The 19,190-nt window shown below is 50.8% G+C and carries 15 protein-coding genes; 5 read left to right on the top strand and 10 right to left on the bottom strand.

The window, feature by feature from the left end:
• Positions 1-189: hypothetical protein (locus GW590_RS20580; protein WP_211186856.1), on the top strand; the 189-nt coding region annotated here is incomplete at its 5' end.
• Positions 190-205: 16 nt separating this feature from the next.
• Here GW590_RS20580 and GW590_RS20575 read toward each other — a convergent pair.
• The 3 genes from GW590_RS20575 to GW590_RS20565 all read right to left on the bottom strand — a co-directional run bounded on the left by GW590_RS20575 (position 206) and on the right by GW590_RS20565 (position 4,199).
• Complete coding sequence (locus GW590_RS20575; RefSeq protein ID WP_169404943.1) at positions 206-2,434, bottom strand: diguanylate cyclase domain-containing protein; 2,229 nt, start codon at positions 2,432-2,434, stop codon at positions 206-208.
• A gap of 116 nt (positions 2,435-2,550) precedes the next feature.
• On the bottom strand, positions 2,551-3,984 hold the full coding sequence (gene mgtE / locus GW590_RS20570) for a magnesium transporter (RefSeq protein ID WP_169404942.1): 1,434 nt from the start codon (positions 3,982-3,984) through the stop codon (positions 2,551-2,553).
• 53 nt (positions 3,985-4,037) lie between these two features.
• Complete coding sequence (locus GW590_RS20565; RefSeq protein WP_235955996.1) at positions 4,038-4,199, bottom strand: YfgG family protein; 162 nt, start codon at positions 4,197-4,199, stop codon at positions 4,038-4,040.
• A 483-nt stretch (positions 4,200-4,682) separates the two neighbouring features.
• Between GW590_RS20565 and GW590_RS20560 the strand changes: the two genes are divergently transcribed.
• The gene (locus GW590_RS20560; RefSeq protein ID WP_235955995.1) at positions 4,683-6,926 is read left to right on the top strand and encodes an EAL domain-containing protein; all 2,244 of its coding nucleotides are present in this window, start codon (positions 4,683-4,685) and stop codon (positions 6,924-6,926) included.
• 50 nt (positions 6,927-6,976) lie between these two features.
• On the opposite strand, the gene ppx is transcribed toward GW590_RS20560, so the two are convergent.
• From ppx to purM, 5 genes are all read right to left on the bottom strand, one after another.
• Positions 6,977-8,524, bottom strand: a complete 1,548-nt coding sequence (gene ppx / locus GW590_RS20555) for an exopolyphosphatase (protein WP_169404940.1) — start codon at positions 8,522-8,524, stop codon at positions 6,977-6,979.
• A gap of 46 nt (positions 8,525-8,570) precedes the next feature.
• Positions 8,571-10,631 carry a polyphosphate kinase 1 gene (gene ppk1 / locus GW590_RS20550; RefSeq protein ID WP_169404939.1) on the bottom strand — a complete coding sequence of 687 codons (2,061 nt, stop codon included), beginning with the start codon at positions 10,629-10,631 and terminating at the stop codon, positions 8,571-8,573.
• 406 nt (positions 10,632-11,037) lie between these two features.
• On the bottom strand, positions 11,038-11,613 hold the full coding sequence (gene speG, locus GW590_RS20545; protein ID WP_169404938.1) for a spermidine N1-acetyltransferase: 576 nt from the start codon (positions 11,611-11,613) through the stop codon (positions 11,038-11,040).
• A 215-nt stretch (positions 11,614-11,828) separates the two neighbouring features.
• Complete coding sequence (gene purN / locus GW590_RS20540; RefSeq protein ID WP_169404937.1) at positions 11,829-12,467, bottom strand: phosphoribosylglycinamide formyltransferase; 639 nt, start codon at positions 12,465-12,467, stop codon at positions 11,829-11,831.
• A 237-nt stretch (positions 12,468-12,704) separates the two neighbouring features.
• On the bottom strand, positions 12,705-13,742 hold the full coding sequence (gene purM / locus GW590_RS20535; RefSeq protein ID WP_169404936.1) for a phosphoribosylformylglycinamidine cyclo-ligase: 1,038 nt from the start codon (positions 13,740-13,742) through the stop codon (positions 12,705-12,707).
• Positions 13,743-13,990: 248 nt separating this feature from the next.
• Here purM and upp point away from each other — a divergent pair, with 248 nt between their 5' ends.
• The 3 genes from upp (at position 13,991) to hda (ending at position 16,943) form a co-directional block, all read left to right on the top strand.
• Positions 13,991-14,617, top strand: coding sequence for a uracil phosphoribosyltransferase (gene upp, locus GW590_RS20530; protein WP_169404935.1), 627 nt, complete (start codon positions 13,991-13,993; stop codon positions 14,615-14,617).
• A 116-nt stretch (positions 14,618-14,733) separates the two neighbouring features.
• Entirely contained in the window at positions 14,734-16,026 is a 1,293-nt protein-coding gene (uraA, locus tag GW590_RS20525; RefSeq protein WP_169404934.1) for a uracil permease, read from the top strand.
• A 209-nt stretch (positions 16,027-16,235) separates the two neighbouring features.
• Positions 16,236-16,943 (top strand): DnaA inactivator Hda, encoded by a 708-nt coding sequence (gene hda / locus GW590_RS20520; RefSeq protein WP_169404951.1) that lies wholly within the window; start codon positions 16,236-16,238, stop codon positions 16,941-16,943.
• A gap of 33 nt (positions 16,944-16,976) precedes the next feature.
• On the opposite strand, the gene arsC is transcribed toward hda, so the two are convergent.
• Positions 16,977-17,333 (bottom strand): arsenate reductase (glutaredoxin), encoded by a 357-nt coding sequence (gene arsC, locus GW590_RS20515; protein WP_169404933.1) that lies wholly within the window; start codon positions 17,331-17,333, stop codon positions 16,977-16,979.
• Between the two features lie 57 nt (positions 17,334-17,390).
• A complete protein-coding gene (gene bepA, locus GW590_RS20510) occupies positions 17,391-18,878 on the bottom strand; it encodes a beta-barrel assembly-enhancing protease (protein WP_169404950.1) in 1,488 nt (495 codons plus the stop codon).
• Positions 18,879-19,190: the final 312 nt, after the last annotated feature.

The following is a 19,190-nucleotide window of genomic DNA, read 5'->3' as shown; positions in this document are numbered from 1 at the left end:
TTCAATTTGGACAAGGCGCAGGATTCCAAAGGAGGCGCGCCTTCGCCTCCTTTGGGCGGTCTGGGCCGCCGCCCAGTGAGCGTAGCGAATGCAGTTGACCTTGACCTTGACCTTGACCTTGACGTTGACGTTGACGTTGACGTTGACGTTGACGTTGACGTTGATTTTAAAACCAAAAATTGCCTTTAAAAGCAAAAATCACCTCTTAAGCCATACCTCTCTTACTATTATATTTTTTCCCTTCACTAACAAACACTTGCCCACGCCCATTATGCTTGGCGTTGTAACAAGCCAAGTCAGCCTGCGCCATATATTCGCTGGGACTGATCTGACCGTTATTCATCAGGGTGATACCGGCACTGGCACCAATGCCATAGACATGGTTATCCCAGAACAGGGTATAGGCGTTAATCTTCTCGATGATATTTTGCAAAATCGGCAGACCTCGCTTGATATCGCAATTAAACAGCAAAATAGCAAATTCATCACCGCCGAGTCTGGCCAGACTGTCGCTGTTACGCAGGTTTTGAAGCATCAATTGACTGATTTCTCGTAATAATTCATCACCCGCCGCATGGCCGGCACTGTCGTTGACCAATTTAAAACGGTCCAGATCGATAAAGGCCAGACAGTGGGTCTGATGTTCGATCTGCGTCAATAACAATGCACTTTTCAGACTTTTTTCAAAGCTGCCGCGGTTGGAGAGTCCGGTGAGCAGATCGTGCGACGCGCTGTAGCTTAACTGGCGCATCAACTCTCGAGATTTACTGACGTTCTGCAATACCAGCACAATGCCAATCGGCTCGTCGGCCAGCGTTTTTAACGGCGATACCGCCAGCTGGACATCAAAAAGGCCGGTATTATTACCATGCAGTATCAAAGACTGATCGAGTGACGCGTGTTGATTTTCCTTGGTATCAAACGGCGTAAAGTCGCTGATCAATGGGCCATCAACGCCATTGCTGATATGCACAATGTGGCTGACCGGTTGCCCCTGCGCCTGCTGCTCGCTCCAACCGGTCATTTTCTCGGCCACCGGATTCATAAAAGTAATGTTCATCGCTTTATCGGTAGAAATCACCGCGTCATTAATGGCATTGAGTGTGATTTGCAGCAGCTCTTTCTCTTCGTGCAAGGCTTCAGAGAGCACCTGGTTACTTTTTTCTGTCTTTTTCAGATCGCTGATATCTTTGACCTGGGCGATAAAATAGAGCGGACGCTCGTCATCGTCCCTGACCAGAGAAACGGCCAGTTGCGCCCATACCATTTTGCCGTTGTGGCACAGGTAGCGCTTTTCCAGGGTGTAGTCTTCTATCACCCCATCCAGCAATTGTTGCAGTGAATAGAGATCGCTATGCAGATCTTCCGGATGGGTAATATCCTGAAAACTAAGAGTCTGCAGGTAATCCGGGTCATAGCCCAGGAGGGTACAGAGTGCTTTGTTGCCCTGGAGAAACTTTCCCTCAGGCGACACCAGCGCCATACCGATTGCCGAGTATTCCATGGCATTACGAAAGCGGTTCTCACTCTCGGTAATATTGGATCTCTCTACCCGCAAAGAGTGCATCGCCAGCGACATGGCACTGACCGGCAGCAAAACCAGCAGCAGAGGAGCAAACAGCAAGCCCTGCCAGATTTTAAGCATATTGGGGTAAACGTTCATAAACACGCTGGCTTGCAGCAAACCCACCATCATGGTGGTGGCAAGGAAGATCAGAAAGGCTTCCAGACGCGGCATACGGATCGCCACCCACAGCAATGGCAGGGTGATAAACGCAAAAGGGAAGGGCAGCCATTTAAGCGCTAAAAAGCAGGAAAACAGCGTAACGCCCAAGGTCAACAAGAATTCACTCAGGCGACCAGAGGCCAGCAGTCGTGCCTTGTCTCCGTGCTTATACACCATCCCGATAGGCGTTAGAACCAACACGGCGACGGCTTCTGACAGATACCAGGTTGTGGCCTGTAGATGCAGTTCATCGGCAGAGCGGTTCATATTACTCAACACCAGCACCAGGGTGCTGAGCAAAGGGGTGAATAACACCGCGATAACCAGAAATTTTAGCCAGTTGCCCAAGCCATTGAGCGGATCGTTACCGGGGAGCGCCCGGCGCAGCAAGGCGGCACCGATCGATGCTTCCAGCAGATTATTAAGTACATAGGGCACGTAACGTAAAAATGGCGTGCCAAGCAGCGTATGGGCGGCAAAAATGCCACAGGCAGCCGCAAGCAGCAGCCCTGGCCATTCACGGTAACGATGATAAAAAAGTACCGTCATCAGCACGGAGGTTGGCAGCCATAGTGCAGCCAGGCTGGAGGAGTGATGAATAATCGACAAACACAGCAAAGCCAATCCGCACTGGGTAATGGCAAGCGTTAGCACGCGTACCCAGTTTATCGGCAAAGGGCTGGATGATTGATACAGGTTTTTATCCACTGTGAAAACCTTTCTCGGCCCGATTAAAACGATCGGGGGATGACGTCATTATTCATTTTATTTTTATGCTCTACACCCTAAGCGAGGCTCGCATGATTATAAATGATTTATCTGTTCTACAGCAGAAAGATTGTCGCTAAACCGAGGAAGATAAAAAATCCCCCGGTATCGGTTAGCGCGGTGATCATCACGCTTGAACCCAGCGCGGGATCGCGGCCCATACGGACCATGGTCAGCGGTACCAATACGCCCATCAGCGCGGCCACCAGCAGATTGAGAACCATCGCCAGCGTCATTACGGCACCCATGGCCAGATTGCCATATAGCAGCCAGGTGACTATCCCCATTAATCCCCCCCAGATTAGGCCATTGATCAGCGCCACGCCAAGCTCTCTGACAATCAAAAAGGGTAAATTACTCAGTTGCACCTGATGCAGTGCCAGGGCGCGCACGATCATGGTAATGGTCTGGTTACCGGTGTTGCCGCCAATACCTGCCACAATCGGCATCAGCGCCGCCAGGGCGACCAACTGAGAGATGGTATGTTCAAACAGACCAATAACGCGCGAGGCAACAAAGGCGGTGCACAGGTTGATTGCTAGCCAGGTCCAGCGATTTTTAACCGCTTTGAATACCGGTGAAAAAACGTCTTCCTCCGGACTTAAGCCCCCCATTCGCCGCAGATGGGTATCGGAGTCTTCGTTGACGAAATCGACAATGGATTCGACGGTAAGACGGCCCATCAGTTTGCCTTTTAAATCGACAACCGGCGCGGTGATCAGGTCGTAACGTTCGAAAGCACTGGCGGCATTATCGGCTTTGTCATCGGCAATAAAACTGGTGGGATCGTCGTTCATTACCTCGGCAACCCGCTGCTGTGGCGCATTAAGCAATATGGTGGTTAACGACAATTCACCTAATAGCAGGTTGCGGCGATCGGTGACAAAGAGTTTATCGCTGCCTTTGGGGATCTGCTTACGAAAGCGCAGATAGCGTTGCACGGTCGCGAGAGTAACATCAGGGCGCACGGTGAGCAGCTCAAAATCCATTAACCGTCCGATGCTGCTTTTACTGAACTTCATCACTTCGCGTACTTTATCGCGCTGTGATGGCTCCAGCGAGGTAAGCACACGACCGGTCAAATCTCTGGGAAGATATTCTGCCAGATAGACCTGGTCATCGAGATCCAGCAGCGCCATGGTTTTAAGCAGGTCCCGGTCGCTCATCTCTTTAATCAGACTATCCCAGACGGTTTCCGATACCTCGACCAGGGCTTTACCCCGTGCGGGGGCATCCACCAGTTTCCAAAGCGCCAGACGCTGGCGTTCCGGCAAGGCTTCGAGAATATCGGCAAGGTCGGCGGCGTGTAACGTTGCCACATTGGCGCTGAGGACCGCGGTCTGATCCATTAAGGTGGCACTGTCAGCACCCTGAGTTTTTTCAGCGAGAATGCTCTCGGCCAACTCATCATTATTTAGCAGTAAATCAAGAATACGACGACGAACTTCCGCCAGTTTTTGCGTGTGGTTCCGGGGTGTTACTGCTGACATCGAGCGTCCTTTTATCTGCTATCGGCAAAGCAATCTGTAAAGAAAAAGAACAGTTACTGCGTGTTATCCGTCTGGTTTTCCTGGTCAACCGGCGCAATACCTTGCTCGGTTTCTGCCTGCTGCAGGCTTTTATGCTGGGAATAGGAACCAATCGTGGCGTAGATAAAGCGGCCAAACAGGATAATAAAACTTATCGTCAGCACGATTTTTGTCAACTTTACGTTATTTCTTCTATGCATAGTGAGATCTGCTGATGAGCCGTGGTGCTCCGAATAGTCAGAAATGAAAGGGGACTGTAGGGGGTAATATATAGCAGAAGGCAATATTCATCCAGATATACCCGCCATGCTCCGCTTTTCATTCCGTACTTTTAATTTATTAATTCATATTAAATTATAAGCTTGCATACTTATTGCTTTTTTTGAACTGTTCTTGGATTATTGCCGGCATGAAGAAGTTTATTGTTTGCTATCAGTTGGTTTATCATAAATAAAAGGATAGGATGGTATTAATTTTGGGGGTTTAGATAACCACAAAAACCGCAGTAATTGCGTGCCTATCCCTTCTTGTCCCTTTCCGTCAGCAATAACCGCAGTACCTGGTGCTGATGGGTGACTTACTAAATCTGTGATTTCTTTTCCTGGTTAACACGGCTGAATAAAGGCTAAACGGGACTGACTGCCGACTGGCACGAGTAAATGATGACCCAATTGATAAAAAAATTAACAACCTGGCATGGGTTACGCCATCATTGGTATGGTTCACCTTTGCTCTGTGCTCTGATTTTGCTGCCTCTCGCCTCATGGCTATCACCGATGCTGGACCTGGAAGATGGTCGTACTTATCTGTTATACCTGCCTCTGGGCGCCTGCGTGGCGCTGTTGATGATGTTCGACTGGCGAGCTATTCCGGGTATATCTCTGTGGCTGTATGGACGTTATTATCTGCTTATTGGCGCAGAAATGGCGCTGTTGTTGACCAGTATCTTTCTGTTTTCTCTATGCGTCGCCTGGGCGGGATACCGTTGGCAGGTGCGACATCGCTGGAGCGCCTCTTTCGGGCTGTTATATCAACCGCTGCGTCGTCTGGTGTGGCTGGTGATTGTATTGCCGACGCTGTTCCTCTTTCTGCTGCAATTAGTTATCGAAAACGGTGCTCTTCCTGGTTATCTCGGCATGGTCAGCGCCAATTTCCTGACACTACGCACTCTGATCAATTATCAGGGGGTGATGCTGGGTATTCTGCTGGAGGGGCACCTTTTTTATATTGTGCTGCGCATCGTCTGCAAACCACGGTATCTGTGGGTGCTGTGGGCAAAAATCAAAACCCAGCGGGTGGCGGGTATCAAACCGGCAGAATTTTTGATTTGGTGTGTGTTGCTGATCGTCATGGTTATTTTACTCTGCATGCGACGGCCAATGGATCCCACCAAAATATTGCTAAGCGATTATACCGTGACCTTATTGTTGCCGGTGCTGCTATTTGGTGCCATTCGCTATGGCTATCATTTTATAACTTTGGTCTGGTCGGTGACCTTGCTGATCCTGTTTCATCATTATCAGGGATTTATTAATCCGAATAATTTCTTTCATAACCTTATCTTTATCTCGGCGCTGATGTTGGTATTTAGCCTCTGCCTGCTGCTGATGTCGGCGATTTCCTCGCGCGAACGTATTTTAATGCACAAAGTCAGCATTGCTTCACTGCTGGATCCGGTATTCCGACTGGCAAACTTGCGGGCATTCAATCGTGATGTCGAAAAATATCCGCGTTCGGTACTGTGCTTTGTTCGCGTTGCTGAAATGGATATTCTCAGTAAAAACTATGGCATGCGTTTGCGTATCCAGTTTAAACAGCAGTTGGTGATGGGCCTGCAACCCCATCTGCAGTCAGAAGAGGGGATTTACCATTTACCCGGTTATGATTTAGTGCTGCGGATGAATCATGAAAATATCGAGGAACGTCTCGATAAGCTGCAAGAATATGTCGATAACTTTCGTTTGATCTGGAATGGTTTACCGGTTCATCCCAATATCGGACTGGCCTGGTGCGTGGTCTATCCTCCCGTCGTCCATATGCCTATTTTATTGGGGGAGCTCAGTGGCATTGCCGAAGTTTCGCTGACCACCGGCAAGCCGGAGTCCAATAAAGTCGACCATAGCCAGGTGCAAGGGGTGATCAAGCAAAAAGTCGAGTTGTTGCATCGCGTGCAACGCTCGCTGGACGATGATCTGTTCGTTTTGCTGGCGCAACCTATCGCCGGGATCCGCGGCGATCGCTACCATGAAATCTTGCTGCGCATGCCGGATGAGCAAGGTCAGATGATTTCGCCGGACCAGTTTTTGCCGATAGTGCATGAATTTGGCCTGGCCTACCAACTGGATATGTGGGTATTAAAACATACGCTGGTGTTTATTAACCAATACCGTCAGCCGTTGCCTAGCGCCCGTTTTGCGGTGAATTTTTCGCCATCAACCCTGTGCCGACCGTCATTTAGCCAGGAGTTTCAGCAACTGATGAAGATGTACCAGGTCGAGCCTTATCAGATTGTGCTTGAGGTGACCGAGTCGCATCTGCTGCAGGACTTCGATTACGCCATGCAGACCATGCGTGAGTTGCGGCATTTTGGTTGCCGTATTGCCATTGATGATTTCGGTACTGGCTACGCCACGTACGATCGGCTGAAAAGTCTTGATGCCGATATTCTCAAAATAGACGGTAGCTTTGTGACCAATATGCTTAATGATCCGCTGGATGAGTTTATTGTCTCGTCTATTTGTCAGGTCGCCAGAATGAAGCGTCTCACTGTGGTTGCCGAGTATGTGGAAACTGAAGAGCAGCAGACGGCATTGCGGGCATTGGGCGTGGATTATATGCAGGGATATCTGATCGGCAAACCGCAACCGCTGTCATCCTTGCTGCCGGGTACGGCGGGGCAATAAAGCACTATAGGCTAGCGGGTAGGTCATTGGCTGACGTACCCGTTACCCTTTTACTCATCTTTTGTGTCGGTCTCGCTATCTTCATCCAGCATCAGTTTCCAGCCGGTAACACCACTCCAGTAGTCTTGCTCACGTTCAAAATCCAGTTGCACCAGGTTGTTTTGCGCCAGAAAACCGGCGGGAAAATACAGGGTCCAATGATTATCATCGGTATGCAGACGCAAGGACTCCGGCGGCGTAGTGGACTGTCGCTGGTTATTTAACAGCGCACCCAGACGCAGCAGTTGGATCAAGGGGAGATAATGTTTTTTCTTGAACAGATTGAGACGCGGTAATTCATCGAGACGTACGGCTTTACGGTGAAAACGCACCAGCGTGGCCAGCAGCGTTTGTTGTTCCTGGGTAAAACCGGGCAGATTGGAGTTTTGCAGAATATAAGCGGAATGACGGTGCATACCGCTATGGTTGATACTGAGCCCAACCTCATGCAGCATGGAAGCCCATTTTAACAGTGACTCCAACTGTGGCTGCACCAGGTGGTTATTTTGCGCCAGCCATTGTGCATAGAGCATTTCCGTGGTTTCCAACACCCGACGGGCCTGCTCGCGGTCAATATTATAATGTTCTGCCAGGCTTTTGGCGGTGCGGCTGCGAATATCCTGATGACGGAAACGTCCCTCCATCTCATACAGCACACCTTCCCGCAGCGCGCCGTCAGACAAACGTAGCTCTTTAATGGCCAGGGCATCAAAAACGCCGCAGAGGATCGCCAATCCGGGAACAAACACCGACTGTCGATCTTCTGACAGGCCGGGCAGACTGAGGGCGCTGAAGTTTTTGTATTTCATTACTTCATCGCTGAGTTGCTCCAGTCGTTCAGGAGTGATCAGGCCATCTTTTTCCCCCATGGCGATCAGCACCTCGTGGGCGGCTTTGATGGTGCCCGAGGCGCCAAGAGCATACTGCCAGCCCTGCAGGCGGTATTGCCAGGTGAGAGTTTCCAGCTTTTGCGCCGCGGCCAGCCGAGCGCGCTTAAAGTTATTGCGGCTAATCTCGCCACCCTGGAAAAACTGCTGGGCGAAACTGACACAGCCCATACGGCGGCTTTCGGCCAGCAGCGGTTCAAAGTCTTCGCCAATCACCAGTTCTGTGGAACCGCCGCCGATATCAATCACCAGCTTGCGGCCTTTTTCTGGCTGCGTATGTTCCACTCCCATAAAGATTAGGCGGGCTTCTTCCTGGCCAGAGATAATCTCAATCGGATAAGGGATCACCTTGGCAGCACGTTTTAAAAAGGCTTCGGCGTTAACCGCCTGGCGCAGTGAGTGCGTGCCGACAATGGTGACATTATCTTCAGAAAACCCCTGCAGACGCTCGGCAAAGAGCGCCAGGCAGTCGAGACCGCGCTGCATGGCTTCTTCGCTGAGGTTATTCTGGCTGTCTAATCCGTCGGCCAGATGTACGCGTTGCTTGAGTCGACCTAACACCTGGAGGGCACCGTTAACGACACGGGCGATCACCATATGAAAACTGTTCGATCCGAGATCGATTGCGGCAATTTCCTGTGGTTTAGCAGTCATCGGGCTATTTAACGGCATGTGTCTCTTTACTCCAAAGTGTCAGGCTGGGTCTTTTGGTGATGATCTAAGATCGCAGTTCAAGGGCTTTCAAATAGTCATAAATTGCCGCCTGTGCACGTACCTTGCGACGATTTCCGCGTGGAACATAACGGTTACTGAGATCTTTATCAATATATCTGGCTTTTACCGTGTCACTGAACTGGATGGCCAACAGATCCAATATACGCTGTTTAAGACGCGGATCGAGCAGGGCGACGGCCACTTCAATACGATAATCGATGTTGCGCGTCATCCAGTCTGCCGAGGAGAGAAATACCTTGGGATCGCCACTATTTTCAAAGACATAAACCCGATCGTGCTCAAGATAACGATCGACAATACTGGTGACCTGGATATTTTCGCTGACGCCGGGAAGGTTAGGGACCAGCGAACACATACCGCGGATCAGCAACCGTATTTTTACCCCAAAACTGGATGCGGCATACAGTCTGTCAATCAGGCCTTTATCAACCAGATTATTTATTTTCAGGGTGATCCCGGCTTTCTCTCCAGCCTGCGCGTTGGCGATCTCTTTATCAATCAGCCCATACAGCATGCTGCGTGAGTTTTGCGGAGAGACCATCAGATGCTCAAAGGTAACAGGGCGGTAAGGGTTCTCGATAAAGTTGAACACCCGTCGTACCTCATTGGTGATCCTGGCATCGGCAGTCAGTAAAGAATAGTCGGTATATAAGCGCGCGGTTTTTTCGTTGAAGTTGCCGGTACCAATATGCGCATAACGCACAATTTCATCACCTTCCTTACGTGAGATAAGGAACAGTTTGGCATGAATTTTCAGTCCCGGTGCAGAGAATATAACGTGCACACCGGCTTCTGTCAGGCGCTTGGCCCAATGGATATTGGCTTCTTCGTCAAATCGGGCCTGGAGCTCAACCACTACGGTGACTTTTTTACCGTTGTGCGCAGCGTGGATCATCGATTCAATAATCCGTGAGTCTTTGGCGACGCGGTAAATATTGATTTTTATCGATATCACGTTAGGGTCAAAGGCCGCCTGACGCAGTAATTCCAGCACATGCTCAAAGGTGTAGTAAGGATAATAAAGTAATACGTCCTGCTCGCGGATGGCCGCAAAGCCATTGCGGAACTTATCAAACCATAAATGCCGCAGACGCGGTAAGGGCTGGTAGACCATATTGGCTTTGCCAACATTGGGGAAGTTAATAAAATCTTTAAAATTATGGTAACGACCGCCGGGGATCACCGAGTCATAATTGGAAATGCCCAGTTTTTCGCGCAGCAGTTCCACCATTTCATCGGGCATATCCCGTTGGTAAACAAAGCGCACCGGCTCGGCGGTTAAACGCTGTTTCAGGCTTGATGACATCAGTTCCAGCAGGCTGGATTCCATTTCCGTGACCAGATCGTACTCGGCATCGCGGGTCATTTTCATCGAATAGGCATTGAGCGCGTCATAATCGAAAAAGCCCTTGAAGATTTCATCAAGGCAATAGCGCAAAATGTTATCGAGCAGGATCATTGGCTTGCGTCTGCGCGGCGCTTCCGGCGGCAGGTTGACAAAACGCGGGACTTTATCGGATGGAATTTCCAGCAGTGCATAGTCGATCTGTGCACCGCGAATAATCTCTACCGCCAGATAGGTGTAGTCATCTTTAAGAAACTGCACCAGATTGGTGTCATGGTTTACCAGAATCGGGGTAATAAACTGACGTAGATGTTGTTTAAAATATTGGCGCAGCCAGTTTTGCTGGTTCTCTGACACCTGGCGTTCGTTGATCAGAAAGATTTGATTGCGGGCCATTTCCAGCAGCAGGTCATTGTACAGAGTGTCAAACTCCTGATCGATGCGCATGACTTTTGCCTGAATTTTCTTCAGCAAATGCCGTGATGCCCCGATAAACCCCTGTTCTTCGCTGATCAGGATGCGACGTTTCAGGTCGGCGAAACGGACCTTATAGAACTCGTCAAGATTGTTGGAGTAAATCCCGAGAAAACGCATCCGTTCAATCAGCGGATTGGTTTTGTCTGCTGCCTCTTGCAACACGCGTTCGTTGAAGGACAACCAGCTCAGTTCTTTATCAATATACAGTTTTTCCTGACCCATTTTCACTCCGTTCATTTAGCCTGAAACCCGGCCCCCCAGGGCACAATGACCCGTCGTGGTTACGCAACAACAGCGAGCATCTGGCCGAATGACTTACTTATCCAAGTGCACCGGTTTTCTCGCTGTGGCAACGCCAATAACGGGATATTGCCCAGCCCGGAGGGTTGCGACCCATTGTCGGGTGCAGCCTAGTATCTACCTGCATTATTGCGAGAGATTGACAGTAAAGTCCAATAGATCCAATGATTTTCCCGCCAGCGACCTAGCGCCACCGCCTTGGCTTCTGTGGGGCGCTGACCAGGGGACAATAATCTCGGACTTTTAAAAATTTAATCCATCGTGGTTATGTTTTATTCGTCGGTATTGGATGGTCATTATGTTGGCAACAGCGAGCAAGGCAATGACATTACAGCACGCCTGCGCCAAGCGCTTCTATTGCCGGGTTGCGGCCTTGAGGGGATTTAAAGGCCTTAAGGTACTCAGGCTGGAAAATGCACATGCGGATGACGCTACGGTATTCCCCATTAACAAAAAACTCCTCTTTGAGCTCGGCTTCTACTGCGAACCCCAGTTTGCTGTAAATATGAATGGCTTTATCATTCTCTTTATCAACAATCAGATAGAGTTTATACAGATTGAGCACCGAAAAGGCGTAATCCATGGCCAGCTGTGCCGCTTCGCTGGCAAAGCCCTGTCCCTGATGGTGCGGATCAATGATGATCTGAAATTCTGCCCGGCGGTGAATATGGTTGATTTCAACTAACTCCACCAAACCGACATGAGTATCTTGAAACTCAGTAATGAAGCGGCGTTCGCTCTGATCGTGGATATGTTTGGCATACAAATCTTCCAGCTCGACATAGGCCTCGTAAGGCTCTTCGAACCAGTAGCGCATCACATTGGCATTGTTATTCAGGCGGTGAACAAAGGGTAAGTCGTCCTTTTCCAACGGGCGCAGTTTTATGCGGTAGGTGCTGGACATAATATTCCTTAATATCTATTCGCCGGGTGTGGCTGCCCCTGATGACGGTCTTGCGCTGATGGAAAGTCGGTTGAGACAGAGAAGTAGCCAGCCACGGACCAGGCGTTAACCGGTTATTCAGCGTTACCCTTCATTGTAGCGGGGATTAAGTAGGGGGAGTAGCCATAAAACCGGCTGCAGGCCGGCTTTCGGATAATAGGCAGCAAAGCACGTACTTAGTCGGCGGCGTAACCCTGAGCGGGCAACACTTTCCCATCGAGCACCGCGCAGTCATCACGCAAGATCAAACGTCCGTCGACAAACCAACTGACGACCAGTGGATAAATATTGTGTTCCTGGGTCTGTACGCGTTCACTGAGATCCTCAGCGCTATCCTCGTCGAAAACCGGCACCTTGGCTTGTAATATCACCGGCCCGCCGTCCAGCTCCTGGGTAACAAAATGCACCGAGGTACCGTGTTCGCTGTCCTGGTTGTCGATAGCCTTTTGATGGGTGTTCAAGCCCGGGTATTTCGGCAACAGGGAAGGGTGGATATTAAGCATGCGGCCAGCGTAACGTTTCACAAACGCCGGGCTGAGAATGCGCATATAACCGGCAAGCACCAGTAAATCCGGTTGATAGGCGTCGATATCTGCCGCCAATGCCAAATCAAAGGCCTCACGATCGGCAAAAGCGCTGGGCGATAACGACTGAGCGGGAATACCTGCGGTTTGCGCACGTTCCAGAGCATAAGCAGAGGCTTTATTACTAAAAACAGCACTGAGCCTGGCGTTGATCCGTCCCTGCTGGCAGGCATCGATGAGTGCCTGAAGGTTGCTGCCGTCGCCGGATACCAATACGACAATCCGTTTCATATTTTTCCCCTTCGCCCTTGACGCCATAGCTGCGTTGGCTGCTCGCTCTCACCCGAATCACTTACTGGTGTAAGCTCATCGGGGTTCGTTTATTTGCCGCCTTGCTACAACGCCAATGGCTTTGGGGAACCCTTCGCCCTTGACGCTATAGCTGCGTTGGCTGCTCGCTCTCACCCGAATCACTTACTGGTGCAAGTGATCCGGGATCGGTTTATTAGCCGCCGTAGCCGGTAATCTTTACTTGATAATCACGCGCTCTGCAGAATCGGACGCTTTAATGCTGCCGATCACCCAGGCTTTTTCGCCATTATCATTGAGCAGGCTAATCGCCTGATCGACCAGATTTGCCGGTAACGCAATCAACATACCCACGCCGCAGTTGAATGTGCGGTACATTTCGTGGCTGCTGACATTGCCATTTTGCTGTAACCAGTTAAACACTTCCGGCCATACCCAGCTTGCTTCATTGATAATCGCCTGCGTATTGTCAGGCAATACGCGCGGGATATTTTCCCAGAAGCCACCACCGGTCAGGTGACAAATAGCGTGAACCTCTACGGTTTCAATCAGTTTAAGGATTGATTTTACATAGATTTTAGTCGGTTCCAGCAAATGGTCGGCCAGCGTTTTACCCGCCAGATCGGTGGTCAATGGATCGGCCTTGCTGACTTCGAGAATTTTGCGAACCAGAGAGTAGCCATTGGAGTGCGGGCCACTTGAAGCCAGCGCTAGCAGAACGTCGCCGTCCTGAACTTTGCTGCCGTCAATGATTTCTGATTTCTCAACCACGCCGACGCAGAAGCCTGCGACGTCGTAATCATCGCCGTGATACATCCCCGGCATTTCGGCGGTTTCGCCACCCACCAGTGCACAGCCAGACTGCTTGCAGCCTTCGGCGATACCGGTAATGACGCTGGCTGCGGTATCCACATCCAGTTTGCCCGTGGCGTAATAGTCAAGGAAGAACAGCGGTTCTGCCCCTTGTACCACCAGGTCGTTGACACACATGGCAACCAAATCGATACCGATGGTATCGTGGCGTTTTAAATCCATTGCCAGACGCAGCTTGGTGCCAACGCCGTCGGTTCCCGAAACCAGCACGGGTTCACGATATTTTTGCGGCAGCGCGCACAGGGCACCAAAACCACCCAGTCCGCCCATGACTTCAGGACGACGAGTCTGTTTTACTACACCTTTAATGCGGTCTACCAATGCGTTACCTGCATCGATATCCACACCTGCGTCTTTATAGCTGAGAGAGGTTTTTTCGGTCACTGCGGGATCCCCACGACGTTTGCGTTTTGTGGTTGAAAAATCAAGCGCGCCAATTCTAACAGTGCAGGCAAACGTTTGCGAGTAGCTTATGCGCTGTGATGACGTTTCTCTACCTATACTCATCGAGCCGCTGATAAAGTTTTCTACAAATCCATTGATCCTTATCAGTCTATTGGCGCTGGCGTTGAAAATAAAAGGGGTTATAATCACGCGATTTTTTTGGCCAACCGCTTTAGGAGAGAGAGAAAATGAAGATCGTTGAAGTGAAACACCCGCTGGTAAAACACAAGCTGGGACTGATGCGTGAGAATGACATCAGCACGAAACGCTTTCGCGAACTGGCTTCTGAGGTGGGGAGTCTGCTGACCTATGAAGCCACCGCCGATCTGGCTACCGAGACGGTGACCATTGAAGGTTGGTGTGGTCCGGTCGAGATTGAGCAGATTAAAGGCAAGAAGATTACCGTGGTACCCATTCTGCGTGCCGGTCTGGGCATGATGGAAGGCGTGCTGGAACATATCCCCAGCGCGCGCATCAGCGTCGTCGGTGTTTACCGCGACGAAGAGACCCTGGAGCCGGTACCTTATTTCCAGAAACTGGCCTCCAACATTGACGAGCGTCTGGCGCTGGTGGTTGACCCGATGCTGGCGACCGGTGGCTCAATGATCGCCACCGTCGATTTGCTGAAAAAAGCCGGTTGTAAAAATATCAAGGTACTGGTGTTGGTTGCCGCGCCGGAAGGTATTGCCGCGCTTGAGAAAGCCCACCCGGATCTCGAACTCTATACCGCCTCTATTGACCGGGGGCTGAATGAAAAGGGATACATCATTCCTGGCCTTGGCGATGCGGGCGATAAGATATTTGGTACCAAGTAAGCATTAGCCGACTGAAAAGTCGGCTTTTTTTTGATTTTTTAGCCGTACTTTTTTACAACACAACAACACTCGCATCCGTAAGGATGACGGGAAAATAATTGACAGAGGGTGAGTTTATGACACGTCGGGTTATTGGGGTTAGCGAGCGTCCGCCATTATTGCAGACCATTCCGCTAAGCTTTCAACATCTTTTTGCCATGTTTGGTGCCACCGTTCTGGTGCCGATCCTTTTTAAAATCAACCCGGCGACAGTACTGCTGTTTAACGGTATTGGTACCTTGCTTTATCTTTTTATCTGTAAAGGAAAAATACCGGCGTATCTCGGATCGAGTTTTGCCTTTATTTCACCAGTATTGCTGCTATTGCCCCTGGGCTATGAGGTGGCGTTAGGCGGTTTTATTGCCTGTGGCCTGCTGTTTTGCCTGGTGGCGCTGATTGTTAAAAAGGCTGGTATTGGCTGGATTAACGTGATGTTTCCGCCAGCGGCGATGGGGGCGATCGTTGCCGTTATCGGCCTGGAGCTGGCGGGCGTTGCCGCCAATATGGCCGGACTGCTGCCCGCTGAAGGCGTGGCCGCCGACAGCACCACGGTAACCATTTCTGTGGTTACCCTGGCGGTGACGGTACTGGGCTCGGTGTTATTTCGCGGTTTCCTGGCCATTATCCCGATCCTGATCGGTGTGCTGGTGGGTTATGCGCTGGCCTACTTTATGGGTGTCGTCAATGTGACGCCTATTCTTGAAGCGCACTGGTTTGCCTTGCCAACCTTCTATACCCCGCGTTTTGAGTGGGTGGCAGTATTGACCATTCTGCCTGCTGCGCTGGTGGTGATTGCCGAACACGTCGGCCACCTGGTGGTAACAGCCAATATCGTCAAAAAGGATTTACTGCGCGATCCTGGGCTGCATCGTTCAATGTTGGCCAATGGCCTGTCTACCGTGCTTTCCGGTTTCTTTGGCTCCACACCAAACACCACTTACGGTGAAAATATTGGCGTGATGGCGATCACCAAGGTGTACAGCACCTGGGTAATCGGCGGAGCGGCAATCCTGGCGATCCTGCTTTCCTGCGTCGGTAAACTGGCTGCGGCAATTCAGGCCGTGCCGGTGCCGGTAATGGGCGGTGTTTCACTGCTGCTTTACGGGGTGATTGGCGCGTCCGGTATCCGTGTGCTGATCGAGTCCAAGGTTGACTACAATAAACCAAAAAATCTGATCCTGACCTCGGTGATCCTGATTATCGGCGTCAGCGGCGCCAAAGTTCACATCGGTGCAGCCGAACTGAAAGGCATGGCGCTGGCTACCGTGGTCGGTGTCTTCCTCAGCCTGCTGTTTAAAGTGATCGATATGTACCGCGGCGAAGAAGAGATTATTGACGTTGTAGACGAACGCGAACCGCCTGCTGTCTGAGATTGACCTTTTGCCTGGCGCTGGCCGTCTGACGATAGCCAGCGCCGCTTTGGCAAAATGTTCTGCGCTTGCCTGATTTTGCTTATTGGCAAGCGAAAGTACAACTCTCGTCGGATCCTATGCTAGAATTCTGCGATTAATAATTTGTGTTAATTTTTTATACGCTTTTTATATAAACAGGTCTGGTCTATGCGCCAGTTTTGGTTGAGGTGCTTCTGAATACGCCGGCACAGCTTTCCCTGCCACTCTATCTTCCCGATGACGAAACCTTTGCCAGTTTTTATCCGGGTGAGAACCCTTCGCTGCTTTCTGCCATGCAAACCGCGTTGCAGCAAGAGCATGGCACTTATATCTATTTTTGGTCGCGTGAAGGCGGCGGGCGTAGCCATTTGCTGCATGCCGCCTGCGCCGAGCTTTCTCAACGTGGCGAAGCCGTCGGTTATGTTCCGCTCGATAAACGCGCCTATTTTGTGCCTGAAGTTTTGGATGGCATGGAGCAGTTGGCGCTGGTGTGTATCGATAATATCGAGGGTATTGCCGGTGATGAAGCCTGGGAAGCCGCAGTGTTTCACCTGTATAACCGCATTTTGGAAACCGGGCGTACCCGGCTGTTTATCACCGGCGATCGTCCGCCGCGCCAGTTAAACCTTGGCTTGCCCGATTTGGCCTCGCGTCTGGACTGGGGACAAATCTACCGCCTGCAGCCGCTGTCTGACGAAGAAAAATTGCAGGCATTACAGCTGCGATCCAAACTGCGCGGTTTTGAGCTGCCGGAAGATGTCGGCCGTTTTTTACTTAAACGTCTCGATCGTGAAATGCGCACGCTGTTTATGACCCTCGATCAACTCGACAGAGCGTCAATTACTGCCCAACGCAAACTGACCATCCCCTTTGTTAAAGAGATCCTCTCACTGTAACGTTCAGGCTGACTGCAACCAAGCCTGAATCCTTTACAGGATAGTCAGCACTTGCTCTGGTGGACGGCCCAGGCGCGCTTTGCCTTGGCAAACCACAATAGGGCGCTCCAGTAGCCGCGGGTGATCGGCAATGGCCTGTAACAGCTGCTGTTCGTTTAACGCGCTATCCCCCAGTTTCAATTCCTTATAAATATCTTCTTTAGTGCGCATCATCTCTCTGGCTGAGGCAAAGCCCAGCTGCTGCTGCAATTTCTTTAGCGTATCCACCGACGGCGGCGTTTCCAGATATAAAATCACATCCGGCTTGATGCCCTTACTCTCCAGCAGTGCCAGCGTTTCGCGGCTCTTGCTGCAGCGCGGATTGTGATAAATGGCGACATCATGTTGCATAACGGTTCCCTATCTTAAATTGAACGTGGCGGACAAAAAGGCCGGATGATAACCGGACTAGCCTTTTTGATACTGCTCGAAGCGTTTTTGTAGCTGACGCAACTGATCGATACGCGCATCGTAGCGGGCCTGATCGAGACTGCCGAGCTTGGATACGGCGCTGGCATTGCTAAGCATACTGATGGCCTGATCGAGGCGACCAATTAACGCCATACTTTCTGCGCGTGCCGCCAGTTCCTGCGCTCGCAACCCCTGCTGTGCGGTGGCCTTGGTCAGCAGCTCCCAGCCGTTGGCATCCTCGGGATGAGCATAAGTATAGCGATAAAGCAGTTGGCTGGCTTTGGCGAACTGATTGCCCTCTACATAGGCATTGGCCAGATTCAGTTGCAGTACCGGGCTTTTACTGCCAGCGGCATTGACTTTCTCCAGCCGGGCAATAGCCTGCGGCGCATGGCCCTGGTCGATATCGATATCGGTCAGCAAATCGATATACCACAGGTTAGCGGGATCTTTATTGAGCATTGGCTCAAGGATATTTCTCGCCTGATTGAAATTTTTGGCTTTGTAAAACAGCAGCGCCTGACCATATTTCGCTGCCAGTTGCTCACGGCTATTCCCCTCGCTTAATTGCTTGATATAGTCGTCGGTCAGCGGATGGTCCTCGCTGCCATACATGCCAAAAATGCGCACTTTCGCAAAGAGGAAATCCTGCGAGGATTGCACGATATGTCGCGCCATCTGGTTGGCGCGGTTGCGGGCGTCGGACAGGCGGCTATCGGGCAGCGGGTGGGTAAGCAGCATTTCCGGTGGCTTGCTGGAGTAGCGGGACTGGTCGGCGAGTTTTTGCATAAAGTCCGGCATGGCTTCAGGATCAAAGCCGCTACGTTGCAATACCTGCAAGCCAATGCGGTCAGCTTCCTCTTCGTTGGAACGGGTAAAGCTGATCATATTCTGTTGCGTCCCGGCCAGCGTGCCGGTGAGCGCCGCCATGCCCACTTGCGGACTGGCAATGGCCAGCAGAATAGAACCGAGTGCTCCCACCCAGGTCAAAGGGGCTTTGCGTTGCTGATCTTCCATGGCGCGTGCCAGATGGCGCTGGGTCACGTGGGAAATTTCGTGGGCCATCACCGAAGCGAGCTGGCTTTCATTTTCGGTATAGCGAAACAGCGCAGCATGCAGCACCACGTTGCCGCCAAAAAAGGCAAAGGCGTTAAGCTCGTCATTGTTGATCAGAAAAAAATGAAACGGAAAGCGTACCGAATAGGCATTCGCCACCAGACGCTGTCCCAGTTGATTAATATAGTCATTAAGCAGCGGATCGTTAATTAACGGCGCGCTGCCGCGCAACTGGCGAACGTAAAAGTCACCAATTTGCAACTCCTGGTCGATAGTCAGCGTTCCCGCTGCCGTGGTGCCCATATCCGGCAGCAAATCGCTATTGTCTGCTCGCGCATAAAATGAGCTCGCGCCGCTGAGGGTTGATACCAGCAGGCCGGTGGTGACTGTAGACCTGACAAACTTTCTCAACTTCAGTTTTAACTGCATTGCCATCAATACCTTTACTTAACGGGGGGAGTTTGACTTGCCAAAGATCCGCACTGCTTGCCGCCATTTTGCCTGCACAGGGCATAAAGCGGGAGGATCTCAATAAGCCTGCCTAAGCCGTTTATCCATGATAAGGTTTCAGTTCACAGCATAACTTGATTCACAACAGCATGTTTTTTTCTGAGGTGTTCTATTTTATCCAAGCGATACAACATTGGAACCACCGTGACTGAGATATCTGTGACAAAAATATACCGAAAAAGAGTGCAGTATTTCGCGTTATATTGTCGTTTTACGGACAAATGCGTCAGC

Origin of the sequence: Rouxiella aceris, assembly GCF_012933545.1 — a bacterium.
GTDB classification, from domain to species: Bacteria; Pseudomonadota; Gammaproteobacteria; order Enterobacterales; family Enterobacteriaceae; genus Rouxiella; species Rouxiella aceris.
Note: the sequence above shows the minus strand (reverse complement) of the source record. Positions and strands in the feature narration are given on the sequence as shown.